We start from the raw sequence: 23,980 nt of genomic DNA on the forward strand, positions 1-23,980 counted from the left end.
GGTTTAGCGCGGCGCCTCTGTGCTTTCGATGAGTTCTGCGACCAACGCCTCGACATCGCGGCCTTCGATTTCGGCTGCGGGGCTTAGCGTTAAACGGTGGCGCAGCACGGGTACGGCCAGCGCCTTCACATCGTCGGGGATGGCATAGGCGCGGCCATGCAGAGCGGCGCGCGCTCGGGCGGCATTGGCGAGCATCACAGCGGCGCGCGGAGAGGCGCCAACAGACAGCTCTGCGTGTTCGCGCGTTGCCCGCACCAGCCGCACGACATAGCCGGTGACCTCTTCGGCAACCGTCACATGGTCCAGCGCGCCGCTGGCCGCGACCAGTTTCGCCGCATCAGCCACCGCCGTTACGCCCAGGGTGGCGGGCCGGATTGGCCCCTGTTTCTGGCCATAGCTGGTGACGATCTTGGTCTCTTCCGCCTCATTGGGATATTGCACCAAGAGCTTGAACAAGAAGCGGTCGAGCTGTGCCTCGGGCAAAGGATAGACCCCTTGGTTCTCAATCGGGTTCTGGGTCGCCACCACCATGAAGCGTTCGGCTAGCTGGTGGGTTTCCCCGTCCAGCGTGACGCGGCGTTCCTGCATCGCCTCCAGCAGCGCGGCCTGCGTCTTCGGCGGCGTGCGATTGATCTCATCTGCGAGCAGCAGCTCACAGAAGATCGGCCCGCGCGTCAGCGTGAACTCGCTGGTTTGGAAGTTGAACAGGTTGGAGCCCAGAATATCGCCTGGCAGCAGGTCTGGCGTGAACTGGATACGGCCAAAATCGAGGCCGAGCGCAGTGGCGAAGCTCTGCGCCAGGAAGGTTTTGGCTGTGCCCGGAGGCCCCTCCAAGAGGACGTGGCCTTCGCTGATCATCGCGATCAGCAATTGGTCGATCATTTCGTCTTGGCCGGCGATCGCTTTCGCCACTTCGGCGCGGATCGCATCCGCCAATTCGCGCAGTTCTTCGAGGCTCATGCTCATTTCTCGAGTTTCCTTGTCAGCTCATTGAGCGCGCGCGCGGCGCGCAAAATATCGGATGGTGATTGTGCGGTGCGCAATTGCTGCGCCCTTACAGAAAATGGTGCGTCTTCGGGCAATATCCGGCGAACCGCGTCGTCAATCGCCTCTTCGTCTGGCTTGGTCAGGCCCAGCCTGCTCGCCAGCCGCCGGGCGGACAGCGCGACATAAGGGTCCGCGAGCAAGCGCAAACGGCGCGCTTTGACGATCAGCCCGGCGCCGTTGGCGACCAAGCGGCGCTTACCAAATGCGATGTCAGGCCCGCTCGCCGCCGCCGGGCCAAAGCGCTTGAACGCGCGCCAGCCAACGATCAGCATGGCCAGGATCAGGCACAGGGTCGCGGCCAGAAATGGCGGGCGAAATGCCAGAGTTAGCAGGTTGGTCGAACCGCCAAAGCCATTGAGCGTCAGGTCAAATACGATGGGATATTCATAGCCATAGCTCGCCTCGTCAATCAGCGTCAGAGCGAGCGCCGCGCGGTTGGCATCCGCCAGGCCGTAATTGTTGACCAGATCAGGCTCGACAACAAAGACCACCTCTTCATTGTCGCCTGTGTTGCCATATTCATCCTCGATTGGGAACGACAGCGCGAGCGGCTCCCCGCTTTGGTTGACCACCAATGCCGCGCCATTGCCGCGGTCGGTCACCACAATGTTCGTATCCGTCGGCAATTTGCCCTGAAGGCCAAGACCAGCCCAGTCTGTTCGCCCCGCCTTTTGTGTCTTTTAGCTCTGTTTCGATTGAATAATGATCAGGTAGGCTTTCGCTCCAATTGAAGGGGATCGCGCCATTCAACTGGACCCAGTCATCCTCAATATCTTCCTCAACCCGGCCCCTGGTTCCAGGTGGGAAACCGCTGGCGAACCATTTGGGCAGGATCACCATAGTCGGTCCGACATAGGCGCGTTTCTGCAGGATCTCTCCGAGTTCATCCTTGTCAAAATATTGCGGCAGAGCCAGCACCAGCAGGTCTGGCGTCTCTAGACCACTTGGCGAGCGTGAGGTGCGAACGTCCTCGCCCTCCAGCTCCAACAGCTCGACCAAGCCCGAATAGCCATTGAGGCCATTGGCTTCGGCGTGAGCCGCGCCATTATTGCCGCGCCCTTGCGTGTCGCCGGCACCGATGAAATAGAGCATCGTTATAAAGGCGAGGAAGCCAAACAGTACAAGGCCCAGCACCGTGCGGCGGCTGAAGCTGCCGCCGCCGCGCCGATTGTTTGCCTGTTGCAGCGCGCCGCTCATGCGCTCGCCTCTGCTGCCGCGTCGCGGTCAATCAAGTTGCGCTTTTGGCGGCTGCCTTCGATCTTGGCCAAAGCGAAATCGGCATAGGCCTTGCGGGCCGCCTCCCAATCACCGGCATCGAGCGAGCGCAGCGCAAACAGGCTTTGCTCCACCCGCTCTGCAATTGTGCGAAAGGCCGTGCGGGCCGCGTCTGACAGGGCGGGCAGTGCCGCCAGCTCGCGCGCTGTACTGGATGGGACCACCCAATCAGGCCGCGCGGATGCGATCTGCCCCACACTGCGCTGCAGCAGCAAGCGCACCGCCTCGTCATAACGGCCATCAGCGGCGAGCTTGTCGGCATCCTCCAGCAGAGCCAGCGATTGTGCCCGGTCCGGCTGCCATTCAATGTCTTCTTCTGCCTCCGCCGTTCGCGCGCTCAGTCCCGTCAGCGGGCCGAACATGCGCCACAGGATGAACAGCACTGCTGCGACGAGCAGGGCTAGGAAAACCCAGCGCAGGATTGGCCAGGCGCCGCCAAACATTTCGCCCAGCGGGGCAAAGAATTCCGCAAGGGCTTGCATGAACTCTTCGAACCAACCCGGCTCTCGAGGCGGAATCGGCGGCACTTCAATTTGTTCAAATTGGATATCATCATTGCCGCGTAGTTCGCGCCAACTTTCCGGCGCATTCGCATTGCTAATGGGATCAAGCGCCGCATCGTCCCCGCCAGCAGCAGAGCCATCGCCTTGGGCCTCCACTGGCCCTGAATTGGTCCCTGTTACGCTCGTCATGCGGGGATGTTCGTGGCACGGAGCGCAGCAGGGCGCAACACCCGATCATTAAACAATTGGGTGAGTGTTTTGCCCCTGGCGCGCGAATTCAGCGAATCGCCTAAGTAATCTGGCGCGCGCGGCCTTGTTTATAGGTGCCCAGAATCCGCAATTCTTTGGAATGAAACGCAAGTTCTTCCAGCGCCCGGTCCACCGCCGGATCGCCCGGCGCACCCAGAATGTCGGCGTAAAAGGCGGTTGCAGAAAAGCTCGTCCCCTTTTGATAGCTTTCCAGCTTGGTCATATTAACGCCGTTGGTCGCAAACCCGCCCATCGCTTTATACAGCGCGGCCGGGATGTTTTTGACCTCAAACACGAAGGTCGTGACTGCCGCACTGCCCTCTAGCGCTTCTTCGCTTTCCGGAGCCTCGGCCAAAATCACAAAGCGGGTCATATTATCCGCGCTGTCTTCGACATTGTGCTGAGCGATTTCGAGACCGTAAAGCTCGGCTGCAATGGCTGGAGCAATCGCTCCCAGCTTAGGATCGCCGCGCTCTGAAACAAAGGCAGCCGCGCCCGCCGTATCGGCATAGCTCAGGGGGACAATACCGCGCTCACGCAGGAAAAAGCGTGATTGGCCAAGCGCTTGCGGGTGGCTGTAGGCGGCCTCAAACGGCCCGGTGCCAAGACCCATCAGCGCGTGATTGATCGGCATGAAATATTCGCCAACAATTGACAGCCCGCTTTCCGGCAGCAGGAAATGGATGTCAGCAACCCGGCCATGCTGGGAGTTTTCAATTGGAATGATCGCGCGAGCAGCTCGCCCATCTTTCACCGCATCCAGCGCGTCTTCAAAGCTGAAACAGGGCAGCGGCAGATAGTCGCCTGCTGCCTCGGTCGCGGCGCGGTGCGAATTGGCCCCTGGCGATCCTGTAAACGCGATCGCCCGCTCAGGCTGCTTGGCGGCGGCGGCGCGCATGGTTTCAACAATGGCGAGGGCAGGGGCGGGAAAACTGTGCATAGAGCCAAGCCTGCTAAAGAGGGAGTGGCCCTGTCGCAAGCTCGCTCTTTGGCGCGCTTGCATTTGGTGCAATGCGTAATGCTGCGATCACTCTTGCACCAAAGGGCATCGGCCATTAGAGCGGCCCCAACTTTGACAATAGCAAGATTACCGGATCTCAATTCACCATGGATGATCGTTTTAACACCGCCGCTGGCTGGGTGCTGTTTGCAGGCATTATCGCGCTGGGCTTCTCTATATTGAGTGGGAAGTATTTCCACGCCGACAACCCAGAGCGTCCTGAGCAATTGGGCTATGAGATCAAAGGCGTCGTGGAAGATACCGCTGAGGCTGAAATGACCATGGCTGAAGCGCTCAACATGGCGGAGACCACGGTCGAAAAGGGCGCGCAAGTGTTCGCCAAATGCTCTGCCTGTCACACGGTTGACCAAGGCGGCGCGAACGGCGTTGGCCCGAACCTCTACAACATCATGGGCAAACCAATCGGGACTAGCGTTGCTGGTTTCGCTTATAGCTCGGCTCTGTCTGGCAAAGGCGGCGTTTGGGACTGGGACGCAATGGATGCCTGGCTAAAGAGCCCGCGCGGTTTCGCTGATGGCACCAAGATGAGCTTTGCTGGCCTGTCGAAGATTGAAGATCGCGCTGCTGTTGCGGTCTACATGAACTCGCTCGGCTCAAACCTCGAAGTGCCGACCTATGTTGAAGCGGTTGCTGAAGACAGCGGCGAAGAAGAAGCAGAAGATGCGGCCGAAGGCGAAGCAGGCGAAGTGGCGGAAGCGGAAGCTGAGCAAGACGCTGCTGCTGAAGTCGAAGAAGCGACCGCGGAATAAGCGCCTAGTGGAATGCGGGGCGGCGCGGTGCCGTCCTGTCTTATAAAACGCTAGTCGGCCTCTACGCCGGGCTTAAATCCCTGAGCCACCACATACCATTCCGATGAACCCTTACGGCTGGCCGGGGGTTTGGCGTGCTTGACGCTCTTGAAATGCTTCTTGAGCAGGTTGAGCAAATCGGTGTCCGTGCCGCCCGCCAGCACCTTGGAAATGAAGGTCCCGCCTTCTTCTAGATTTTCCGTGGCAAACCACGCCGCCGCCTCGACCAGACCCATGGTGCGCAAATGGTCGGTCTGTTTGTGACCCACAGTGTTTGCGGCCATATCCGACATAACCAAATCGGGCTTGCCGTCGAGCTCCGCCTGCAAAGCAGCGGGCGCGTGATCGGCCATGAAATCCATCTCTAGGATCGCGACTCCTTCAATCGGCTCAGTCGGCAGCAGATCAATTCCGACAATCGCGGCGCGCGGCGCTTGCTTGCGCACCACCTGCGCCCAGCCGCCCGGCGCGATTCCCAAATCGACAACGCGCTTCGCGCCCCGGATCAGGCCAAAGCGCTCGTCCAGCTCTATCAGCTTATAGGCCGCGCGGCTGCGATAGCCGTCGGCCTTGGCTTTTTTGACATAGGGATCGTTCAGCTGACGCTCGAGCCAGCGGGTCGAGGATGCGGTGCGTTTGCGCGATTTTCGGACCCGTTTTTCAGGGTCGCGGCCAGAGCGTGTCATCGCCTATTGCTCGCCGCTTTTGGTGTCGCCGCCAGCAGCAGGCACTTCGCCCGCGCGCAGTTTTTGCAGCGCGCGCATACAGCGTTCTCCGTCTCGTTCGGCCGCCATCAGGCTGCGCAAAATGCCCTCGCGAATGCCCCGATCTGCCACGCCAAGGCAGCTGGCCGGCCATAGGTCGAGGATTGATTCCAAAATCGCGCATCCCGCAACCACCAGATCGGCCCGGTCATTGCCGATGCAGGGCAGCTCGCTGCGCTCCTCGGGCGACATGGTGGAAAGGCGCGTACTGATGTCGCGCATCGAACGCGAAGGCACGATCAGCCCGTCGACCGCCTTGCGATCATAATGCGGCAACTCAAGATGCAGGCTGGCGAGCGTTGTCACCGTGCCGCTGGTGCCCAGCAGGCGGATGTCCTCATGCGCGGCCGCCTCGCTGACGCGCTTGGCAAAAGGGGCGAAACTTTCGGATACGCGGCGGCGCATCTCGGCATAACGCTCTGCTCTACCCTCGTCAGTGTTGGCGCCGCGCCCGACCGTATCGGTCAGCGAGACAACGCCCCAGGGCACGCTTTGCCAGTCAATGATGCGCGGGACTTTGCCGCCCGGCTCCAGCAGGACGAGTTCGGTTGAACCGCCGCCAATGTCGAAAATGACCGCAGGGCCATGGCCTTGCTCCAGCAGGATATGGCAACCCAGCACCGCGAGGCGCGCCTCTTCTTCGGCGCTGATAATGTCGAGCACGATCCCGGTTTCCTGCCGCACGCGCTCGATAAAATCTGCGCCATTGCTGGCCCTGCGGCAAGCCTCGGTTGCCACAGACCGCGCCAGCCGCACTTTGCGGCGGCGCAGCTTATCCGCGCAAATCGACAGCGCGCCTAGAGCACGGTCCATCGCCTCATCCGACAGGCGGCCAGTGCTGGCGAGATCCTCGCCCAGCTTCACCACCCGGCTGAACGCGTCAATGACGGTGAAATCCTTGCCCGAAGGGCGCGCAATCAGCAGCCGACAATTGTTGGTGCCAAGATCGAGCGCAGCGTACGCCTCATTGGGGCGATGCGAGCGTCCGCCCGCGTTTTTACCGCGTGGATGTGCACCCGGCCGACCATGGGCGGGGTGACTGCTTTCATTGGGCTGGTGGGCGCGTTTGTAGCGAAAATCAGCTACTTTACCGGACTTGCGTCCCCTTTTTCTGCCAGCCTTTTTAAAACCGTCCGGCGGAGACAGATCCGCCATACTCAACTCTTTCTTTTCCTCTCGCGCGCGTGTTCTCGCGAGGACCTGAGCAGAAAGCTAACGGATAGCGCGCCTTAGGGCAAGCGGCGCGGCGTGGGGTGCATAACCCAGATCGGACCGGCCTGGTCCTTGCCCGCGCTTGGCTGTGCGCCTAAGGGCGTGGATATGACTGAAAAAGACCTCACAGATCGCAAGTTTTACCGCGCCGAGCAGGAAACCCGCTTCGCCGAAGAAGCGCCTGAACATACACCTCAGACCGAGCATCCCGCCTATAAGCTGGCGTTTCGCGATGTTGATTTCATGCTGCGTGATGAGCTGCGCCCGGTGCGTTTCCAGCTGGAACTCTTGAAACCGGAAATGCTGCTGGACGAGGCGCGCGTTGGCTCCACTCTGGTGATGTATGGATCGGCCCGAATTCCTTCACCTGAAGAAGCGGATGCAAAGGTTGAAGCGGCCAAGAATGGCAGCGAATACGAACAGAAGGTCGCAGCCAGCCTGGCGGCGAAGTCGAAATATTATGCCGAGGCTCACAAGCTGGCGAAAATGGTCTCTGAAAAAGGGATCGTTGAAGACGGCAAGCGGCAGTTTGTCGTGTGCTCTGGCGGCGGCCCGTCGATTATGGAAGCGGCCAATCGCGGCGCTTCGGATGCCGGGGCTGAATCGATTGGGTTGAATATCATTTTGCCACATGAGCAAGCGCCCAATTCCTATGTGACGCCTTATCTCAGCCTCAATTTTCACTATTTCGCGCTACGCAAAATGCACTTCCTCATGCGCGCCCGCGCCGTTGCGGTGTTCCCGGGCGGGTTCGGCACATTTGATGAGTTCTTTGAACTGCTGACCCTGATCCAGACCGGCAAGATGCAGCCCATTCCAATCCTGCTGTTCGGCAAGGATTTCTGGAACCGGGTGGTCAATTTTGAAGCGATTGCCGAGGAAGGCACGATTTCAAAGAAAGACCTAGAGCTGTTCCATTGGTGCGAAACCGCCGATGAGGCCTGGTCGCATATTTCGGACTTTTACGAGCTTAAGCGTTAGAGCATGCCCGTAACCACCCGCTCCCTCCACCCTTCCACCCGGATGATGTCCCGGTAGGCTCCGGGTGGAAGGGGGAGGGCGCGGGTGGTTAAGCCGCTTTCAACCAGCGCATCACGCACTATTTCGCTCAACCAAGTCCTCCCGGCGGTCGTGCTCGCGCGGGGCTCCAACTTCGTGGGCTAGGCCCATGCGCTCCAAACTGGCGATCACCCACCAGCCCGGATCGGCCTGTCCTGGCTCAATGCCGATGCGCGCGGATTCGGGAAAGGCGTGATGATTGTTGTGCCAGCACTCGCCATAGGTGAGCAGGCCAAGGCCCGGCAGGTTGGAGGCTTGAATGCCCGCATCGCGGACCAGCCAGCTTCCGGGGCCGGGGTTGTGGCAAAAGTGGGTAATCGTCCAATGACCTGCCGTGCTCACGAACACGCGGGCGCAAACACCCCAGAGAACGAAGGCCCAGCCGCCAATCCAATAGAGGGCGATAGCGAGCGGAATTTGGTGCCATCGCCACGTCGCATCGAGCATTTTGTAGAAGCGATCTTCAGCGATTACCGGCTCGATTGTTACCTTGGGTGGGCGCTCAAATTCAAACTTGCAAAACAGGTTCCACGCGAGATCCTGAACCAGAGAGCGGCGATGCGCGAAGAAGTCGTGGCAGCGCGGCTCGCGCTGCGCCCAATCTCTGGTGTCATGAATGCGGATGATCCCGGATGGGCCAGAAACGCCGACGATTGTGCCGATGTAAATCAGAGCTCTGGCGAGCCATTTGGGCGTTTTAAACGTCCGATGGATCATCATTCGGTGCATGCCAACGCTGTGGCCGATCAGCAGCGTAAAATAGGTGAGCGCAAGGAACAGTGCGATGGCGGGTAAGCTAGCAACAAAGAGCGCAGCCAATGTTCCGCCAAGCATGCCAGTGTTCCAAAGAGCCTTTGGCCAATCGATCCGCACGCGGCCCCGCATTGGGTCGGCTTCGCGGCCATCCACTCGGATGACCGGCTCCATCATAGGCTGCGTACCGCCTGATGGCCGAGCGGCCCATTGCCAAGGCCGTACCCCGGCGCCGCTGCGATTGCTTGACGGACAAAGCTCTGGCCGAGTCGGACTGCGTTTTCGAGCGGCTGACCGTGGCCTAGCAGCACTGCAATGGCGGATGAGAGGGTGCAGCCGGTGCCGTGCGTGTGGCGCGTGTCGATCTTGGCTTGAGCAAAGTGTTTGGGCACTTCGCCAGGTCGCACCAGAATATCGATGATGCGCGCATCCTCTGTGTGTCCACCTTTGGCCAGCACATCGCAGCCATGGGCCCGGATCAGCTCCTCGGCGGCACCTTCGATCAGGCGCGTGTCGCCAAGGTTACGGCGGACCAGATGCTCTAGCTCCGGCAGGTTCGGAGTGATTATCGCCGCACGCGGGAACAGCCGTTCACGCATGATCTCAATCGCCTCATCCGCGATCAGAGTCGCCCCCGACGTCGCGACCATCACCGGGTCCAGCACCACGGGAACCAAGCTGTCGACCAGTTCCAACGCGTCCGCCACATGGGCGATAATATCGGCATCATGCAGCATGCCGATCTTGATCGCATCGACGCCAATGTCGTTGATGCAGCCGGTGATCTGCTTGGCGACGAAGTCCCCAGACAGCGGCGTGATTGCCTGCACACCTTGGCTGTTCTGCGCGGTCGCGGCGGTGATGGCGGTCATCGCATAGCCGCCCAGCATGGTGATGGTTTTGATGTCGGCCTGAATGCCAGCGCCGCCGGAGGAATCGGACCCGGCAATCGCCAGAATGCGCGGCGGAGCAGGCGGTGTGTTCTCACTCATCCTTTAAAATTACGCTGCGTGCTGGGCGGAAATTTCTCTTGCAGAGCCTTGGAGCGGGTAGGGCGGTCCATCAATTCGCCGCCGCAATTGGGGCATTGGTCATCCTGCGCGTCCGCGCATTCGGCGCAGAATGTGCATTCAAAGCTGCAGATAAACGCGCCGGGTGCCTCGGCGGGCAGATCGGTGCCGCATTTTTCGCAATCGGGGCGCATTTCCAGCATGGTCTTTTCCCTCTCGGCTGAGGCCTATGCGGCGGCGCGCACGGCGTCGCAAATGCGGTCCACCACTGCCTCAACTTGGGCGCTGTCATCGCCCTCAGCCATCACGCGGATCACCGGCTCGGTGCCGGATGGGCGGATGACCAAGCGACCTTTGCCTTCCAGCTCTGCTTCAGCGTCGCTGATCACCTGTTTGACGGCGTCGTTCTCCAACGGCTTTCCGCCGGAATAGCGCACATTCTTGAGCAATTGCGGGACTGGATCGAACACATGCAGCAACTCGCTGGCGGGTTTATCAGAGCGTACCAGACTGGAAAGCACGCGCAGCGCGGCCACCGTGCCATCGCCGGTGGTGGCGTGATCGAGCAGGATCATATGCCCTGATTGCTCCCCGCCGACGTTAAAGCCGCCCTGTTTCATACGCTCCAGCACATAGCGATCGCCGACCTTGGTCCGCTCCAGCGTGAGGCCATGTGACCGGAGGTGCCGCTCCAGTCCTAGGTTGGACATCACCGTGGCGACCACGCCGCCGCCGGTCAGCGCGCCTTTTTCGTGCATGCGGGTTGCGATGAGAGCCATAATCTGGTCGCCATCGACCGCGCGGCCTTTCTCATCAACGATGATCAGCCGGTCTGCATCGCCATCCAAAGCAATGCCGATATGCGCTTGCTCTTCAACGACCTTGGCTTGCAACGCTTCGATTGCGGTGGAGCCAACGCCGTCATTGATATTGGTGCCATTGGGGTCAACGCCGACCGTGATGACCTGCGCGCCGAGTTCCCAAATCGCCGATGGAGCCACTTCATACGCCGCGCCATTGGCGCAATCGACCACAACCTTCAGTCCGTCAAAGCTGACCTCGTCAGAGACCGATTGCTTGACCGCGTGGATATAGCGCCCGCGCGCATCCTCGATCCGCCGCGCGCGCCCAATTTGGGGGGCATCGACCAGCGCCGGTTCCATATCCAGCAACTCTTCAATCTGCATTTCGTCTTCATCGGACAGCTTAAAGCCGTCTGGGCCGAACAGTTTGACGCCATTGTCTTCGTAAGGGTTGTGGCTAGCGGAAATCATCACACCCAGATCGGCGCGCATTTCGCGCGTGAGCAGCGCAATCGCCGGGGTCGGGATCGGGCCGGTCATGATCACATCCATGCCGACACTGGTGAAGCCTGCGACCAGCGCGCTTTCAATCATATAGCCGGACAGGCGCGTGTCCTTGCCGATTACGACCCGGTGGCGGTGCTTCCCGCGCATGAAGTGAGCGCCCGCTGCCTGTCCCACTTTCATCGCCATTTGCGATGTCATCACATCGCTGTTCGTGCGGCCACGGATGCCGTCTGTGCCAAAGAATTTGCGTGCCATGGCTGTTTCTGTTCTCTCCATGAAAGCGCCGCTGCGAATGTGCGCGGGGCAAAAGCCGATTTGTCAGGCGCTTCTGGCGCGGTTATCGCACGAATGGAAGGGCGCAAGGCCCAAAGGGGACAGAATTTGAGCGAAGTTGAAGGCCAAAGCGCAGCAGCCACGAGCGGGCAGCGTTACGAGCTGGCCTCTATCCGTCTGCCAGTGGCGCTGACATTTGCCGGGCTGGTCGCAGGCTTGCTGCTGGGCATGGTGCTGGCGGGCGGCGGGATCGCTGACTGGCTTCAGCAGATTATCGCGCTGACCGGCAGCTTGTGGCTGCGGGCGCTGCAGATGACGATCATCCCGCTGGTCGCGGCATTACTGGTGCTGGGCATTGCGCAAATGGCCGAGGCGGCGCGGGCTGGCGCGGCGGCGCGGCGGTTCTTGGCCCTTGTCTTCGCGGTGCTGATTGCGGGCGGATTGTTCACCGCCCTGATGATGCCGGTAGTGCTTGGCGCCTTGCCGATTCCCGATAGCGCGAGCGGGTTTCTGGCCGCTGTCCCGGATGGCGAACAGCAAGTGCCCGGCGTGCTCGATTTCCTCGCCTCGCTCATCGCGCCTAATATCATCGCCGCCGCGGCGGAAACGGCGATGTTGCCGCTCACCATATTCTTCGCTCTGTTTGCGGTCGCAGTGACGCGCCTGCCCAAGGATCAGAGCGAGCGGATGCTCGGCTTTTTCCATGCGCTGGCCAACACCATGCTGATGATCATCGGTTGGGTGCTGTGGATCGCGCCGCTTGGCGTGTTTGCGCTCGCTTTTGGCGTGGGCCTGAAAAGCGGCGGCGGCGCGTTTGCGACGCTGGCACATTACATTCTGGTCGTCTCCGCAATGGGCGGTTTCATCCTGGTGCTCGCCTATCTGATGGCGTGGGCGCTGGTCGGGGTCAGCCCGCTGCGCTTTGCGAAAGCGGTGCTGCCTGCCCAGGCGGTTGCGGTCTCAACGCAAAGCTCGCTCGCCAGCCTGCCAGCCATGCTCGACAGCGCAGCGCGGCTTAACCTGCGCGAGGAAACCAGCGAGTTTGTGCTGCCGCTGGCGGTGGCGATTTTTCGCGCGACTAGTGTGGCGATGAACATGGCGGTGGCGCTGTATGTCGCGAGCCTTGCGGGAATCGAGGTGTCCTGGCCGCTGATGCTAATCGGTATTGGCGTGGCGGTGATTATCTCGATAGGTTCGGTCAGCCTGCCGGGATCAATCAGCTTTGTGGTGTCGATCGGTCCGATTGCGCTGGCTATGGGCGTGCCGATAGAGCCGCTGGCCTTGCTGGTGGCGGTGGAAATGCTGCCCGATATCATGCGCACATTGGCGAATGTCACAATGAATGTGGCGGTGACCAGCACGGTGGACCGTTCCAAGGATTGAGGGCTTGCGAGGCTAGCCCGCTGGGCCGGCTTCCTCTTCGAGGCCGCGGTTGAACAGCTCGCTGGCAAACAGGGGCTCACCAAACACAAAGCCGATCAGATTGGGGCGACCGATATGGTCGAACAGAGCGGTGAGCGTCAGTAGGATTGGCACCGATAGCAGCGCGCCCGGCACACCCCAGATCCATGTGAAATAGGACAGGGCGATCAAGATCATCACCGGGTTCATCGTGAAGCGCGCGCCCAGAATTGATGGGGTGACAACATTCGCTTCAACCGTGTGCAGCACGATGTAAGCCGTGACCGGGACCAGTCCGAGGAACACTGTGTCCGCCGTCCCGATGCCGAACATGCCGAGCAGGGCGGCCATGGCGATTGGCCCGATATAGGGCACGAAATTGAGGATCGCGGCGAGCCCGCCCCACATGATCGGCGCCTCCACACCCAGCGCCCATGCACCGAGCGCGACCACCACGCCGACACAGGCGTTGATGAAGCCGACGGTGAGAATATAGGCGGCGACCCGGTCCTGCACCTCGCGTAGCACTCGCGCGGCCTTCACGCTGGAGCCGAAGCTGGAGCGATCAAACAGCAAATGCCGCCTCAGCCGCACGCGCGCCTCGATCATGAAGAACGTCATCAGCAGCGTGATCAAGACCTCGATCAGGACGCTCGGCGTCGACCAAGCGATCTGTTCGAGCAGGCTCGGGGTGGCGAGCACAACTTCGCGGGTGCCGGATTCGCCCAATATTTCGCCCAGCTCGCGGTTGATGATGGCGAGCCATTCGAACTGATCGCGCAGCTCCGCAAAGCGCGCGCCCACTTGCTGGGTAATGGCAGGCAGAGTGTCGAACAGGGCGAGGGCAGGCTGAAGCACCAACGCAAGCGCGAGCAGCACGACTGCCAAAAACGCTAACAATGAGCCCAAAGATGCGAGCACATTGGGCAGCCCGATCCGCGCCAGTCTATCGGCTAGCGGTGACAGCAGGATGGTGAGCAAGATCGCTGTGACCAGCGGCAGGAACACCACCGACCCAATCGACAGAACAAACGGCAGGGCGAGGAACAGGCCGATCCCGATTAGCAAGACCAGCGCCGACACCAGACGCACTTCCTGCTCAGCAAATGCCAGCCGCCTGCTGGAGGCGGGGATGGCGCTTGGCTCGCTCGCGTTTGGGTCGGGTGTTTCGCTCGTCATGTCAGGCAATTCTAGCTGGAGGCTGGCCTTATTGCAGGACTGCAAAGCCGCGCCAAGCGGCTGACGCGCGAACTTGAGATTTTAGGCGGCAAGACACGCGTGAGGCAAGCGCAAGCAATATGCCTGAATCAGTCGACCTTCGCGGTCTCGCCGTTGCCAGCGGCGACATCGTCCAATTCTTCTAGGATGGCGCGGTGTGCTGTCTCATCTTCGATCGAGCGTTGCGGAATATTGCCCTCCGCCAGCATGTCATTAAGCGTTGAGCGGGCGCGGCCCACCCGGCTCTTAATCGTGCCGACGGCGCAGCCGCATATTTGCGCAGCTTCCTCGTAAGAGAACCCGCCCGCGCCGACCAATAGCAAGGCCTCGCGCCGTTCCGGCGGCAGCGTCAGCAACGCGCGGTGCATGTCAGACAGGTGGATCGGTTCCTCCTGCCCGGCTGGCGCTGTTAAAATCCGTTCTGCCACCGTCTCATCATAGTCACCGCGAAAACGGTTGCGACGCATATCGGTGAGATAGGCATTGCGCAGGATCACAAAAGTCCAGGCGCGCATGGATGTGCCCGGCTCAAACCGTTCCTGCGCGGCCCATGCCTTCAACAGCGTTTCCTGAACCAGATCATCCGCCATGTCGGGACGGCCGCAAAGGCCGCGCGCAAAGGCGCGCAAATGCGGCACAACTTCGGTTAGCTCGCGCTTAAAGTCGGCTTTTTCAGACGCGCTGCGGGTCTCAGCCGACATCAGCCATCCCCATTTTGGTTGGCGTCGTCCGTGCCGACGTCGTCCGGCTGAGACAGCAGGTCTTTAAAGCTGTCAGGCAGCGGTTCTTCGACCACGGAATCGTACAGCTCGCTTCAGCCCGTCGGCCCATTGCGGCTGGTCCGCGGCTTTCGCGCTTTTTGATTTTTGCGCCGCTGCGTCAGTCGGCAATGTTTCTTTACCCGAGGCCATAATTGATCTTGATATACTCCACAGCAGGCGAAAGGCACCGGCATGTTCCGCCATATCGGCGGCATTACTACGTATCAATTTGGGAACGATACGGCCTATGTATTGTTCCCTTGCCACTGACACATAAGAGCTTGGACTGATGCACGCAAAGGCATCTAAACAAAAAGACACGGTATCACTCGGAGGAATTCGGCAATGGCTGATTGCCTATCCGAGCGCCGTGCCTGCATTTATTTTTATTGCTATTTCTACGGTCACCTTGCTCAGCGTGTTCGCGATTGAGGCGGGCGCGCGCAATAGCGAGAGCATAAAAACTCGTAAGATCGCCTCGTCCATCGCCTCTGAACTGAGCCATGAGGCCAATATTGCCGTGTCTTACATGCACGCAGGTGCGGTGGTGCTGTCGAGTAGTAGGCGGGCCACGCCGGATCTGCTTCAGCAATTCAGCGCGGAGATGGAGGGCGATTTCGAAGTGCCGGGGGCGGGGCCGATGGGTTGGATGCCGCTGACTGGCGCCGAAGATGGCGATGAGAAAGCCAGCCCGATGCTTCGAGAAACACTGGCGGCGGTCCAGGCCAATGGGGCCCCTTCGGTCTCTGGCAGGTTGATGATCGCTGGCTCTGAGGGCGGTAAAGTTCCCGCCTTTCTAATTGCCATGCCAGTGATGGATGGGGATGCGCTCAATGGCTTCCTCCACCGCGCGTTTGACGCGAAAATGTTTCTTTCATCGGCACTGGATCCGGCGGTTGAAAATGATCTGACTGTTCGACTGTTCGATGGAATGGGTGATCAGGCCGCCTTGCTGGCAGAGCGGCCGTCCATCGTTTCAACCGCCAATACGACCCAGTACCCGGTCCAGATCGTCCGCCGCACCATGCGTTTGGAGGTGGCCGCGCCGACACCTGCCTTAATGACCCCATTATCTGTGGTCACTCTGCTGCTTGGCCTATCCGTGGCTGCTTTGTTGGCTGCGCTCGCCGGGATCCTGACCCGGCAAATGGCCAAGGACAATGCGCGCCTTGAATTCTTTGAAGAGCAGCACTCAATCCGCAATTCGCTCACCCGGGAGCTTAATCACCGGGTCAAAAACACGCTTGCAAATGTCCTCTCGCTGCTGTCGCTGACGCGGCGCCGGGCGGACAATCTCGATGATTTTGCGGAAGGGCTGGCTGGCCGGATCAGAGCTCTGTCGGCCACGCATGATTTGCTGACCAATTCGGAATGGGGAACCACGCCGATTGCCTCCGTCGTCAAAGCTGAGCTGGCTCATGTCAGTGCGGCGAGAGAGCACGAAATTGAGATCGAGGGGCCGGATGTGGAGCTTGCCCCGAATGATGCGCTGACGTTTGGTCAGGCGATTCACGAGCTTGCCACCAATGCGGCTAAATATGGCGCGCTCAGCGCTGATAATGGCCGCGTGTCGATTACATGGTCATTGGTTGAGCCGAACTTGGCCGAGGTTGAATGGCTGGAGGCGGGCGGACCAGAGGTGAGCGAGGCGCGCGGGCGCGGATTTGGCACGGAGCTCATTCAAAAGATCGTCGCGCACGAATTGCGCCATCCGGTTGATTTGCAGTTCGACACCGCTGGGGTGCGCTGCGCCCTGCGCGTGCCAGTGCGCCCCGCGGGCGAGTTTCAATTGCGCGATCAACCAGAGGCCTAATTGCCCGCCTGCCGTCTCTAGGAAATCAGTCCAGCGGCTTGCTGGAGCCGAAGAACAAAGCCTGGCTGACCGCAGCGCTGACGGTTCGTTCCTCAAATGGCTTGGTCACCAGATAGGTCGGCTCTGGCCGGTCGCCGGTCAAGAGGCGCTCTGGATAGGCGGTGATGAAGATCACTGGCACATCGCCAATCGCGAGAATGTCATCGACAGCATCGAGACCCGATGAGCCATCGGCCAATTGAATATCGGCCAGCACCAATCCTGGCGTCTTTTCCGCTATAATCTCGCGCGCCTGCGTGCGCGTGGCGGCAGTTCCGCAGATTGTGTGACCCAGCGATTTGACGAGATCCTCAAGCTGCATCGAGATCAGCGGCTCGTCTTCGATGATCAGCACGTCCGTGCTGGTCTCGCGGTCGATCTCGCTCACCGCCTCTTGCACCAGCTTTTCAACGTCGGCTGGCTCCAGCTCCATGATCTGAGCCGCTTGCGCAGGGGTGAAATCTTCCAGAGTGGTGAGCAGCAAGGCCTGACGGTTGAGCGGCGTGATCGCATCCAGCCGCGCGTTGGCCGCTGCCTCATGCTCGCCAGCAGGCGCTTCGTCATTCGCGACTTCCATATAGGCGCTCGACCAGACCTTGTTGAACGCCGCGTATAGAGCGACCCGTCCGCCTTCGAGCGATTTCTTCAGGGTCTCATCGGCCAGCGCTGCTTCCAATGTGGCGCGCACGAACGCATCGCCTGTGGCCTGCGCGCCGGTCAACGCCCGGGCGTAGCGGCGTAAGTATGGAAGATTGGTAGCAATGTCTTGGCCAAGTGGCATGTGTTCGCATCCATTCAATGATGTGCGCACCCCTATAACGATTTGGAGCGCCTATTCTATAGCTTCGTTGCAGTTACGCGGCGCGTCTATGCTTGGTTGCAACGGGCGTCATGCAGATGCTGAGCACCTTGTCAGGGCAGCCCAGGCAAAGGCCAACCTCGGTTTGCTCCGAAATGGAGTCAAATAATCGAAAAAATTTTGAAGTCAGCGGGAACCAGAGCTTTGGCGGTGCATTTTGTCTGTATCACCGCCGAGACCCCCTCCCGTCCAAGCGGTTGGTGATACGATCCCAAGGCCTTCACTCACCCGAGTGGAGGCCTTTTTTCGTATCGCGCCAGAGCCTTGCTGGGATCAGCTCTTGCGGCGGAACCGATCGAACATGCCTTTGCGCGGCGCCGTCTTCAGCATCGCGATGAGCTCGTCCGGGCCATAGGGTTTGGTAAGGACAGGACCGAGTTTCTGGATCGCTGGCGGGATTTCAGCGGGATCATCGGTTTGAAAAATGATGCGGGTGGCATCGCCGCCCACCGCATCGACCAATTCCGCAACTTCCCAGCCCATGTCGCTGTCTGCCAGATGCACATCGAGGATGATCGCATCGAACGATCCAGAGCGCAGCCGCTCCAGCGAGCATGCCGTCGAAGGGCAAATATTCACCTCGTCCACGCCTTCGTCGATCAAGGCTTCTTCTAGCACGCGGCCATGTTCGGCATGATCTTCAACCACCAAAACCCGACGGGGCAGGCGGGCAGGCGCGGATTTGTCTTTGCTAAATAAGAGCATGCGTCCCCCTTCGCTGAACGACGTAACGACAATTGGTCTTACGAATGGAATGGTGCATCCGTTACAGTCTGCAAGGTGTGACGAGGCGGCGAGCTAGGCTAGCGGCTTTTCATAGATCGCATATTCGCGGTTGATCTGAGCTTGGATCGTGTCGGCAATCGCTACCATTCCCTGATTGTCTTCAAGGATCCAGCCGATCTCAGCCCGCTTTGAGGCGAAAGTGGTGTTGGCGCTGTCGCGGATCTCGTTAATCATCATAAAGGCCAGCTGGCTCGCCAGCCGCGAGTTTTGCACCTCTTTCAAAACGCCCATCAGCGGAACTCGCATACCCGAACCACGCGGCCCGCGCAGCCAGCGCAGCATGTGGAACCAGCCAAACGGCAACAGCTTGCCATCAATCTTTGCAAGCACATCGTTGATGTCTGGGAAGGTCAGCATGAAGGCAACCGGTTTGCCCTCGACCTCCGCAATCATATTCAGCGGCTCAAAGATGATCGTCTTCAGCTTCTTGCCCGCATAGGCGACCTCTTCAGGAGTGAAGGGGGTGAAGCCCCAATTGTCCGACCAGGCATCATTGAGGATTGACAGCACGATCCCTGCATCCCGATCCCAATTGGATTTGTCGACGCGGCGAATAGTGATCCGCTCGTTGCGCTTGCCCGATTTCACGATCCGCTGCACCAGCGGCGGGAAGTCTTTCGTGATGTCGAGATCATAGGTGTAGAGCGTCTTGGCTCGGGTGTAGCCTGCGCCTTCGATCCAGCTTTGATAATGCGCGGGGTGATGGCCCATCATGATCATCGGCGAATGGTCATGGCCGCTTACCAACAGCCCGGGCTCCTCCCACATGGCCATAGAGATTGGGCCAAGTACGCGCGTCATGCCTTGATCCGCCAGCCAGCTTTGCGCCTTTTCCAGCAGCGCCTGTGCGACCTGTTCGTCGGCCGCATCGAAATATCCGAACATGCCGGTTCCCGGGCCAAAGCCCTGCTCGGCAGGCATAGCCAGCGCCAGCTCATCGATCTGCGCGGAAATGCGCCCGACCATTTTTCCATCACGGTGCGCGATGAACAATTGCGCTTTGCCATGCTTGAAAAACGGGTTCTTGTCCGGGTTGATCAGTTCCAGCAATTCAGAGCGCAATTGCGGGACATGGTGCGCCACAGATGCGGCAAATTCACGCCCCAAGTCAACGAATTGCGCGCGTCCGCGCTTGTCGGTTACCGCTTCGATGCTTATTTGCGCATTGGTCACGCAGGTCGCCTTGTTCAGCCCATTGCCAAGGCGTCTGTTTGTCCCGGCAGCGGCCAACGCGCAAGAGAATCGATCACTCTTGCCAACAGGATGCGTTTGTCCTCGCCGGTAAGATCGCCTAAATGGCGGAATTGAAAGCACCGTAATGACGATGATTGAGCAACCTCTGATCCCTGCAAAGGGCGCGCCCGGCGAAGCCGCTGGTGTGCCCACGCGTGCACAGTTTCAGACGAGCGACGATAAAGATATGCTGCGCGCCGCGCGCGATCTGACCAAGGATTTGGGCGAAGCACGCGCCGGGATTTATTGGCCCGACATGCTGATTTCGACTGGTGTCGGATATGCGGGCATTGCGGGCGCTATTCTGTCGGGCAATTTGGCGCTTTCAATCGTGTTCGGCTTGGTCGCGGCCTTGGCGCTTTACCGCTCGCTGATGTTCATTCACGAGCTCACCCATATTCACCGCGATGCACTGCCGGGCTTCCGTAAGGGCTGGAACTTGCTGGTCGGCATCCCGCTGCTGACCCCCAGCTTCATGTATGAGGGCGTGCATACAATCCACCACACTCGAACGCGCTACGGCACGATCGAAGATCCCGAATATCTGCCACTGGCGCTGATGAAGCCGTGGAGCTTGCCCGCCTTTGTGCTGGTCGCGTTTCTGGCGCCGATTGCTCTGATCGTGCGCGCGGCGATCCTCGTGCCATTGGGCGCGATCATCCCGCCGGTTCGTACTTTTGTGTGGGAGCGGTTCTCTGCGCTGTCGATCAATCCCGACTTCCGCCGCAAGCCGCCCAACGGTGAGCTGTCTCGCCAAGTGAAATGGCAAGAGGCGGGCGTGTTCGTCTGGTCATGGGCGCTGCTCGCCAGCACCCAGTTTTTGGGCTGGCGACCACTGCTGATCGCGCTGGCCATTCTGTCGCTGACGGCAGTTCTCAATCAGCTGCGCACATTGGTGGCGCATTTGTGGGAGAATGAGGGCGAGCCGATGACGGTGACCGCCCAGTTCCTCGATAGCGTGAATGTCCCGCCGCCCGGTCCAATGGCAGAGGTTTGGGCCCCTGTTGGTCTGCGTTATCACGCGCTGCACCACTTGATGCCATCCATGCCCTATCACGATCTGCCAGAGGCGCACCGGCGTTTGGCCGCTGAGTTTGGTGCAGGCTCAACCTATTCCGGCGCCAACCATCCCGGCCTGCTGCCGCTGGTGGGCCGGATCGCGCGCAGCACTATGATGCACTGAGCGGACTTCGCTCAGCCTATTGCGCTGGGTCAGCCTTGATCAATTTGGATGCTTTGGGGTCGATGGCTTGCGAGCTTTCGCCGCGGATCATTGTGTCAGAACCGCTCGCTGCGTCCCCGCCGTAATCTGGTCCGCTGGTAATATTGAGGCCAGAGGCCGCGCCATTGCCGCTTCCTTCGCTTCCATCCACCGCATCCTCTGCGCTGGCGCCGAGGGCCAGCTCTTCATCGGTGGGTGCATCGATTTCCTCAAGCGGGATCAATTCGCGTGAAGCCTCGGCGGTTTCATCGCTGCGATTGCCGCAGGCTGACAGCAGCGCGACCGCGCCCAATGCGCCGATGAGTTGAATGCACTTCATATTTGTCCTCCCAAACCTAGGCGCGCAGCCTAGGCGCGAAGGCGGAGGTGTTCAAACCAGCTTGCGGCAAAGCGTTGCTGCGAGGGTTCATGCGCCACTGCGCGGGCAATCAATCGAGGAAATGGATCATCGCGCAGCGGCGTTCTGCTGGCAGTCCATCATCCGCTTCATTGGCAAGCTCTCCGGCCAGCCGGGGGTGCGCGTCCAAGGCGGTCACCTGCTCAAAGCCGAGCCGGGCGTAGAATGGCGCGTTCCATGGCAAATCGCGAAATGTGGTAAGCGTGATGGCCTTGAAGCCGGAATTGCGCGCGTCAATCTGGCACGCGCGGACCATGCCTGCGCCAATGCCTTTGCCTTGGTGCACCGGCAATACGTCCATTTCCCAAATGTGCAGTTCGCGCTGAAAAGGCTGGGTCACTAGGAAACCGACCATTTCCTCGTCGACATGGCTGACCAGACAATGTCCCTTGCGGATCAGACGGCGCAGCTCATTCGGCTGCCAATGGTCGTCAAAATCGAGGCTAACCAGATCAGGATCGTCTTTGAACAGAACGGATGCGGCCAGCTCAATCGGGGGCATTGCCTCGGCGTCATCAGCGCGCGCGAGGCGCAAGGACCAATCGCTCATTCCTCGGTCCGAATGAGGACAGTCTCACCCACAAGGAAGAACAGGAAGAACGGCGCCCAGGCGGCGAGGAACGGGGGTACCCGCCAAAGCTGCCCATCGCCAGCGCGGCATTGTCGACCACGAAATAAGCAAAGCCCAGACCCATGCCGATGATCGCGCGCACGAACAATTGCCCTGACCGGGCGAGACCAAAGGCGGCGATTGCGCCTAGCAGCGGCATCAGGAAAGCGGACAAAGGCCCGGACAATTTGTGCCACCACTTGGCCTTCATCTCTGAAGTGCGCCGACCAGCGGCCTCATAGGCGTCGATTGTCTCGGACAGCTCAAAGAAAGACAGCGCTTCTGGATCGACCGATTCCAAGCCAATCCTTTCCGGCGAGATGCCTGCCCCGACAGTCAGGCTGTCGAGCGGTTGGCTGTCTGCGCTTCCGACTTCAAAACGAACCGGGTTTTCCAGCTTCCAGCCGGGGCTCGCATAGACGGCGCGGGGTGCGCGGACCTGCTGGCGGATGATGCCGCCGGGCGCGCGTTCATACCACGTGACATTGGTCATGGTGATTTGCTCGCCCGTGCCGCTGAGGCTGGCGGCTGACAAAATGCTGGAGCCGTCGGTGAGGTAGACGTTGGCCTTCACGTTGGAGGCCTCTGGGACCGGGCCATAATCGGCCGCCTCCCATGCCTTGAGAGTTGCGGTTGCGCGGGTCACGACGCGGTCGTGAAAGCCGAAGCTGATGAGCGAAACCAGTGCGGCTGTGAGCAGCAGCGGCGAGAGGACTTGGTGCGCTGAGAGGCCGGCGGCCTTCATCGCCACGACCTCGCTGTTCTGGTTGAGCGTGACCAAGGTGATCAGCGTCGCGAGCAGCACCGAATAGGGAAGGAAGCGCGATATGAGCTGAGGAATGCGCAGGCTGGCATATTTCCAAACCTCGCTATCGCCATTGCCGGGCACCGCCAGAATGTCGCCGCTGTTCGACAGCAGGTCGAGCATCATTAGGACCAGCACCAGCATCACTAGGACCGCAAGGATCCGCACGATGAACATCTTCGCCAGATAGAGCGTAAGGGTGCGCGAAGGGAAAAAGTCGAGCTGCATGGTGAGGCTATACCCTGCCTATTCCGCTGGCGATGGTTGCGGGTCAGGATCGGGCCCGCGCAGCCGGTGCGGCTTGCGCCGGTCAAACAGCTTGCGCAGTCCCTTGCCGATTTTGGCTGTGCCGGTTTCCAGCGCGCCAATCGCTTGCCCGCCGGGAACGTGGGCGACACGGTAATACATCCATAGGATCAGCGCGGCGAACACCACAAACGGGCCCCACAAGGCGATGATGGGATCGATCCGGCCCAATGTCGCGATGTCTTCGCCATATTGATTGATCTTGTGATAAGCGACCACCATCACAATCGAGACGAACACGCCCAGTGCGCTGGTTGATCGTTTGGGCGGGATCGCCAATGCCACCGCCAACAGCGGCATTAGCAGCATCATAACCACTTCTACCAATCGGAAGTGAAAGCTTGCTTGGCTGGCATCGCGCTCAAGCTCTGCGACATTGTCATCCGACCACCCGATCCTGAGCAATTCGGGCAGGATATACTCTCGCTCCGCATCGCCGCGCGCGCGAAATTCCTCAATCGCGGGCAGGTCTATCGGCAGATCATGCCGACTGAAGGATAGGACACGCGGGGTCTCGTTGCCTGTGTCTTGCACGATAGTACCTTCGGACAGGCGCAATATGATGGTGTTGGGATCATCGCTGGTGGCCAAAAATGCGCCTTCACGCGCGCTGATCGACAGAACTTGATCCTGCGAGTTGGAGACGCGGGCAAAGATGCCGATCAAACGCCGCCCTTCGTCTTCGCTTTCCTCAATTCGCAAGGCCATACGGTCGGCCAGAGTGTTGAATTCGCCGACCTTGATCGATGCGCCCAGTGCGCCAGAGCGCAGCTCAAACTCCATCTGCTCGTAATAATACCGACTGATCGGCTGGACATAGAACACCAGCGCGACATTGATCGCCACCAGCACGCATGTGATCGCATAGGGAACGCGCAGCAGCCGCCAATAGCTGAGGCCGACAGCGCGCATCACATCGAGCTCACTGGAGGTCGCGAGCTTTCTGAAAGCGAGCAAAATGCCGAGCAGCAAGCCCAATGGGATGGCAAGGCTGGCATATTCCGGGATCAGCGCGCCCAGCATCTTGAAAACAACGCCAATCGGGCCGCCTTCTACCGCTACGAAGTCGAACAGGCGCAACATTTTGTCGAGCATCAGCAGCGAGGCGGCGAGGGCAAACACGCCCAGCATTGGAAATATCACTAGCCGGAAGATATATCGGTCAATACTGGGAAAAGCGTTGAGCACGGGAGCTTAGCTGGCTTTCACATCCAAAGGTTGCGCGGCGTATTCGCCGGGGCAATCACCCAGGCGAAGCGGTGTCTT

25 protein-coding genes and 1 pseudogene are annotated in these 23,980 nt (G+C 60.1%); 5 read left to right on the forward strand and 21 right to left on the reverse strand.

Going from position 1 to position 23,980, the window contains the following annotated elements; translation table 11 throughout:
- Positions 1 to 3: 3 nt before the first annotated feature.
- The 5 genes from AC0V6M_RS07480 to AC0V6M_RS07500 form a co-directional block, all read right to left on the reverse strand.
- Complete coding sequence (locus AC0V6M_RS07480) at positions 4 to 960, reverse strand: AAA family ATPase (protein WP_486139587.1); 957 nt, start codon at positions 958 to 960, stop codon at positions 4 to 6.
- A gap of 2 nt (positions 961 to 962) precedes the next feature.
- Positions 963 to 1,652 (reverse strand): hypothetical protein, encoded by a 690-nt coding sequence (locus AC0V6M_RS07485; RefSeq protein ID WP_486138194.1) that lies wholly within the window; start codon positions 1,650 to 1,652, stop codon positions 963 to 965.
- Positions 1,567 to 2,244 carry a hypothetical protein gene (locus AC0V6M_RS07490; protein ID WP_486138195.1) on the reverse strand — a complete coding sequence of 226 codons (678 nt, stop codon included), beginning with the start codon at positions 2,242 to 2,244 and terminating at the stop codon, positions 1,567 to 1,569. The genes AC0V6M_RS07485 and AC0V6M_RS07490 overlap by 86 nt, the downstream gene beginning before the upstream one ends.
- The gene (locus tag AC0V6M_RS07495) at positions 2,241 to 3,014 is read right to left on the reverse strand and encodes a hypothetical protein (RefSeq protein ID WP_486138196.1); all 774 of its coding nucleotides are present in this window, start codon (positions 3,012 to 3,014) and stop codon (positions 2,241 to 2,243) included. The genes AC0V6M_RS07490 and AC0V6M_RS07495 overlap by 4 nt, the downstream gene beginning before the upstream one ends.
- 100 nt (positions 3,015 to 3,114) lie before the next feature.
- A complete protein-coding gene (locus tag AC0V6M_RS07500; RefSeq protein WP_486138197.1) occupies positions 3,115 to 4,014 on the reverse strand; it encodes a prephenate dehydratase in 900 nt (299 codons plus the stop codon).
- A 167-nt stretch (positions 4,015 to 4,181) separates the two neighbouring features.
- Between AC0V6M_RS07500 and AC0V6M_RS07505 the strand changes: the two genes are divergently transcribed.
- Positions 4,182 to 4,844, forward strand: coding sequence for a c-type cytochrome (locus tag AC0V6M_RS07505; RefSeq protein ID WP_486138198.1), 663 nt, complete (start codon positions 4,182 to 4,184; stop codon positions 4,842 to 4,844).
- A 50-nt stretch (positions 4,845 to 4,894) separates the two neighbouring features.
- Here the strand turns inward: AC0V6M_RS07505 and AC0V6M_RS07510 are convergent, their stop codons facing one another.
- Positions 4,895 to 5,569 carry an RlmE family RNA methyltransferase gene (locus AC0V6M_RS07510; RefSeq protein WP_486138199.1) on the reverse strand — a complete coding sequence of 225 codons (675 nt, stop codon included), beginning with the start codon at positions 5,567 to 5,569 and terminating at the stop codon, positions 4,895 to 4,897.
- A 3-nt stretch (positions 5,570 to 5,572) separates the two neighbouring features.
- A complete protein-coding gene (locus AC0V6M_RS07515) occupies positions 5,573 to 6,802 on the reverse strand; it encodes a Ppx/GppA phosphatase family protein (RefSeq protein WP_486138200.1) in 1,230 nt (409 codons plus the stop codon).
- A 165-nt stretch (positions 6,803 to 6,967) separates the two neighbouring features.
- On the opposite strand from AC0V6M_RS07515, the gene AC0V6M_RS07520 reads away from it, so the two are divergent.
- Positions 6,968 to 7,840 (forward strand): LOG family protein, encoded by an 873-nt coding sequence (locus AC0V6M_RS07520; RefSeq protein WP_486138201.1) that lies wholly within the window; start codon positions 6,968 to 6,970, stop codon positions 7,838 to 7,840.
- 111 nt (positions 7,841 to 7,951) lie between these two features.
- Here the strand turns inward: AC0V6M_RS07520 and AC0V6M_RS07525 are convergent, their stop codons facing one another.
- From AC0V6M_RS07525 to glmM, 4 genes are read right to left on the reverse strand one after another with little or no spacing between them, the layout of a single operon-like run.
- Positions 7,952 to 8,848, reverse strand: a complete 897-nt coding sequence (locus tag AC0V6M_RS07525) for an acyl-CoA desaturase (RefSeq protein ID WP_486138202.1) — start codon at positions 8,846 to 8,848, stop codon at positions 7,952 to 7,954.
- Positions 8,845 to 9,663 (reverse strand): bifunctional hydroxymethylpyrimidine kinase/phosphomethylpyrimidine kinase, encoded by an 819-nt coding sequence (thiD, locus tag AC0V6M_RS07530; protein WP_486138203.1) that lies wholly within the window; start codon positions 9,661 to 9,663, stop codon positions 8,845 to 8,847. The genes AC0V6M_RS07525 and thiD overlap by 4 nt, the downstream gene beginning before the upstream one ends.
- Positions 9,660 to 9,884, reverse strand: a complete 225-nt coding sequence (locus tag AC0V6M_RS07535) for a DUF1272 domain-containing protein (RefSeq protein ID WP_486138204.1) — start codon at positions 9,882 to 9,884, stop codon at positions 9,660 to 9,662. The genes thiD and AC0V6M_RS07535 overlap by 4 nt, the downstream gene beginning before the upstream one ends.
- 24 nt (positions 9,885 to 9,908) lie before the next feature.
- Complete coding sequence (glmM, locus tag AC0V6M_RS07540; protein ID WP_486138205.1) at positions 9,909 to 11,246, reverse strand: phosphoglucosamine mutase; 1,338 nt, start codon at positions 11,244 to 11,246, stop codon at positions 9,909 to 9,911.
- Between the two features lie 126 nt (positions 11,247 to 11,372).
- Here glmM and AC0V6M_RS07545 point away from each other — a divergent pair, with 126 nt between their 5' ends.
- Positions 11,373 to 12,647 (forward strand): dicarboxylate/amino acid:cation symporter, encoded by a 1,275-nt coding sequence (locus AC0V6M_RS07545; RefSeq protein WP_486138206.1) that lies wholly within the window; start codon positions 11,373 to 11,375, stop codon positions 12,645 to 12,647.
- A gap of 12 nt (positions 12,648 to 12,659) precedes the next feature.
- On the opposite strand, the gene AC0V6M_RS07550 is transcribed toward AC0V6M_RS07545, so the two are convergent.
- The 3 genes from AC0V6M_RS07550 to AC0V6M_RS07560 all read right to left on the reverse strand — a co-directional run bounded on the left by AC0V6M_RS07550 (position 12,660) and on the right by AC0V6M_RS07560 (position 14,679).
- Entirely contained in the window at positions 12,660 to 13,844 is a 1,185-nt protein-coding gene (locus AC0V6M_RS07550; protein WP_486138207.1) for an AI-2E family transporter, read from the reverse strand.
- A 128-nt stretch (positions 13,845 to 13,972) separates the two neighbouring features.
- Positions 13,973 to 14,584, reverse strand: coding sequence for a sigma-70 family RNA polymerase sigma factor (locus AC0V6M_RS07555; protein WP_486138208.1), 612 nt, complete (start codon positions 14,582 to 14,584; stop codon positions 13,973 to 13,975).
- Positions 14,584 to 14,679, reverse strand: a complete 96-nt coding sequence (locus tag AC0V6M_RS07560) for a NepR family anti-sigma factor (protein ID WP_486138209.1) — start codon at positions 14,677 to 14,679, stop codon at positions 14,584 to 14,586. The genes AC0V6M_RS07555 and AC0V6M_RS07560 overlap by 1 nt, the downstream gene beginning before the upstream one ends.
- 335 nt (positions 14,680 to 15,014) lie before the next feature.
- Between AC0V6M_RS07560 and AC0V6M_RS07565 the strand changes: the two genes are divergently transcribed.
- Positions 15,015 to 16,457, forward strand: coding sequence for an HWE histidine kinase domain-containing protein (locus AC0V6M_RS07565; RefSeq protein ID WP_486138210.1), 1,443 nt, complete (start codon positions 15,015 to 15,017; stop codon positions 16,455 to 16,457).
- Positions 16,458 to 16,482: 25 nt separating this feature from the next.
- Here AC0V6M_RS07565 and AC0V6M_RS07570 read toward each other — a convergent pair whose 3' ends face one another.
- The 3 genes from AC0V6M_RS07570 to AC0V6M_RS07580 form a co-directional block, all read right to left on the reverse strand.
- Entirely contained in the window at positions 16,483 to 17,277 is a 795-nt protein-coding gene (locus AC0V6M_RS07570) for a response regulator (RefSeq protein ID WP_486138211.1), read from the reverse strand.
- Between the two features lie 351 nt (positions 17,278 to 17,628).
- The gene (locus AC0V6M_RS07575) at positions 17,629 to 18,060 is read right to left on the reverse strand and encodes a response regulator transcription factor (RefSeq protein WP_486138212.1); all 432 of its coding nucleotides are present in this window, start codon (positions 18,058 to 18,060) and stop codon (positions 17,629 to 17,631) included.
- 93 nt (positions 18,061 to 18,153) lie between these two features.
- Entirely contained in the window at positions 18,154 to 19,314 is a 1,161-nt protein-coding gene (locus tag AC0V6M_RS07580) for an N-acetyltransferase (RefSeq protein ID WP_486138213.1), read from the reverse strand.
- A gap of 151 nt (positions 19,315 to 19,465) precedes the next feature.
- Here AC0V6M_RS07580 and AC0V6M_RS07585 point away from each other — a divergent pair, with 151 nt between their 5' ends.
- On the forward strand, positions 19,466 to 20,557 hold the full coding sequence (locus AC0V6M_RS07585) for a fatty acid desaturase family protein (RefSeq protein ID WP_486138214.1): 1,092 nt from the start codon (positions 19,466 to 19,468) through the stop codon (positions 20,555 to 20,557).
- 16 nt (positions 20,558 to 20,573) lie between these two features.
- Here AC0V6M_RS07585 and AC0V6M_RS07590 read toward each other — a convergent pair whose 3' ends face one another.
- From AC0V6M_RS07590 to AC0V6M_RS07605, 4 genes and pseudogenes are all read right to left on the reverse strand, one after another.
- Positions 20,574 to 20,915 (reverse strand): hypothetical protein, encoded by a 342-nt coding sequence (locus AC0V6M_RS07590; protein WP_486138215.1) that lies wholly within the window; start codon positions 20,913 to 20,915, stop codon positions 20,574 to 20,576.
- Between the two features lie 109 nt (positions 20,916 to 21,024).
- Positions 21,025 to 21,543 carry a GNAT family N-acetyltransferase gene (locus tag AC0V6M_RS07595; protein WP_486138216.1) on the reverse strand — a complete coding sequence of 173 codons (519 nt, stop codon included), beginning with the start codon at positions 21,541 to 21,543 and terminating at the stop codon, positions 21,025 to 21,027.
- Positions 21,540 to 22,636, reverse strand: a pseudogene (gene lptG / locus AC0V6M_RS07600) (LPS export ABC transporter permease LptG). The gene AC0V6M_RS07595 and the pseudogene lptG overlap by 4 nt, the downstream one beginning before the upstream one ends.
- Before the next feature lie 18 nt (positions 22,637 to 22,654).
- Positions 22,655 to 23,845, reverse strand: a complete 1,191-nt coding sequence (locus AC0V6M_RS07605) for an LptF/LptG family permease (RefSeq protein WP_486138217.1) — start codon at positions 23,843 to 23,845, stop codon at positions 22,655 to 22,657.
- Between the last annotated feature and the right edge of the window lie 135 nt (positions 23,846 to 23,980).

This window comes from Erythrobacter sp. JB3-1 (assembly GCF_057364995.1).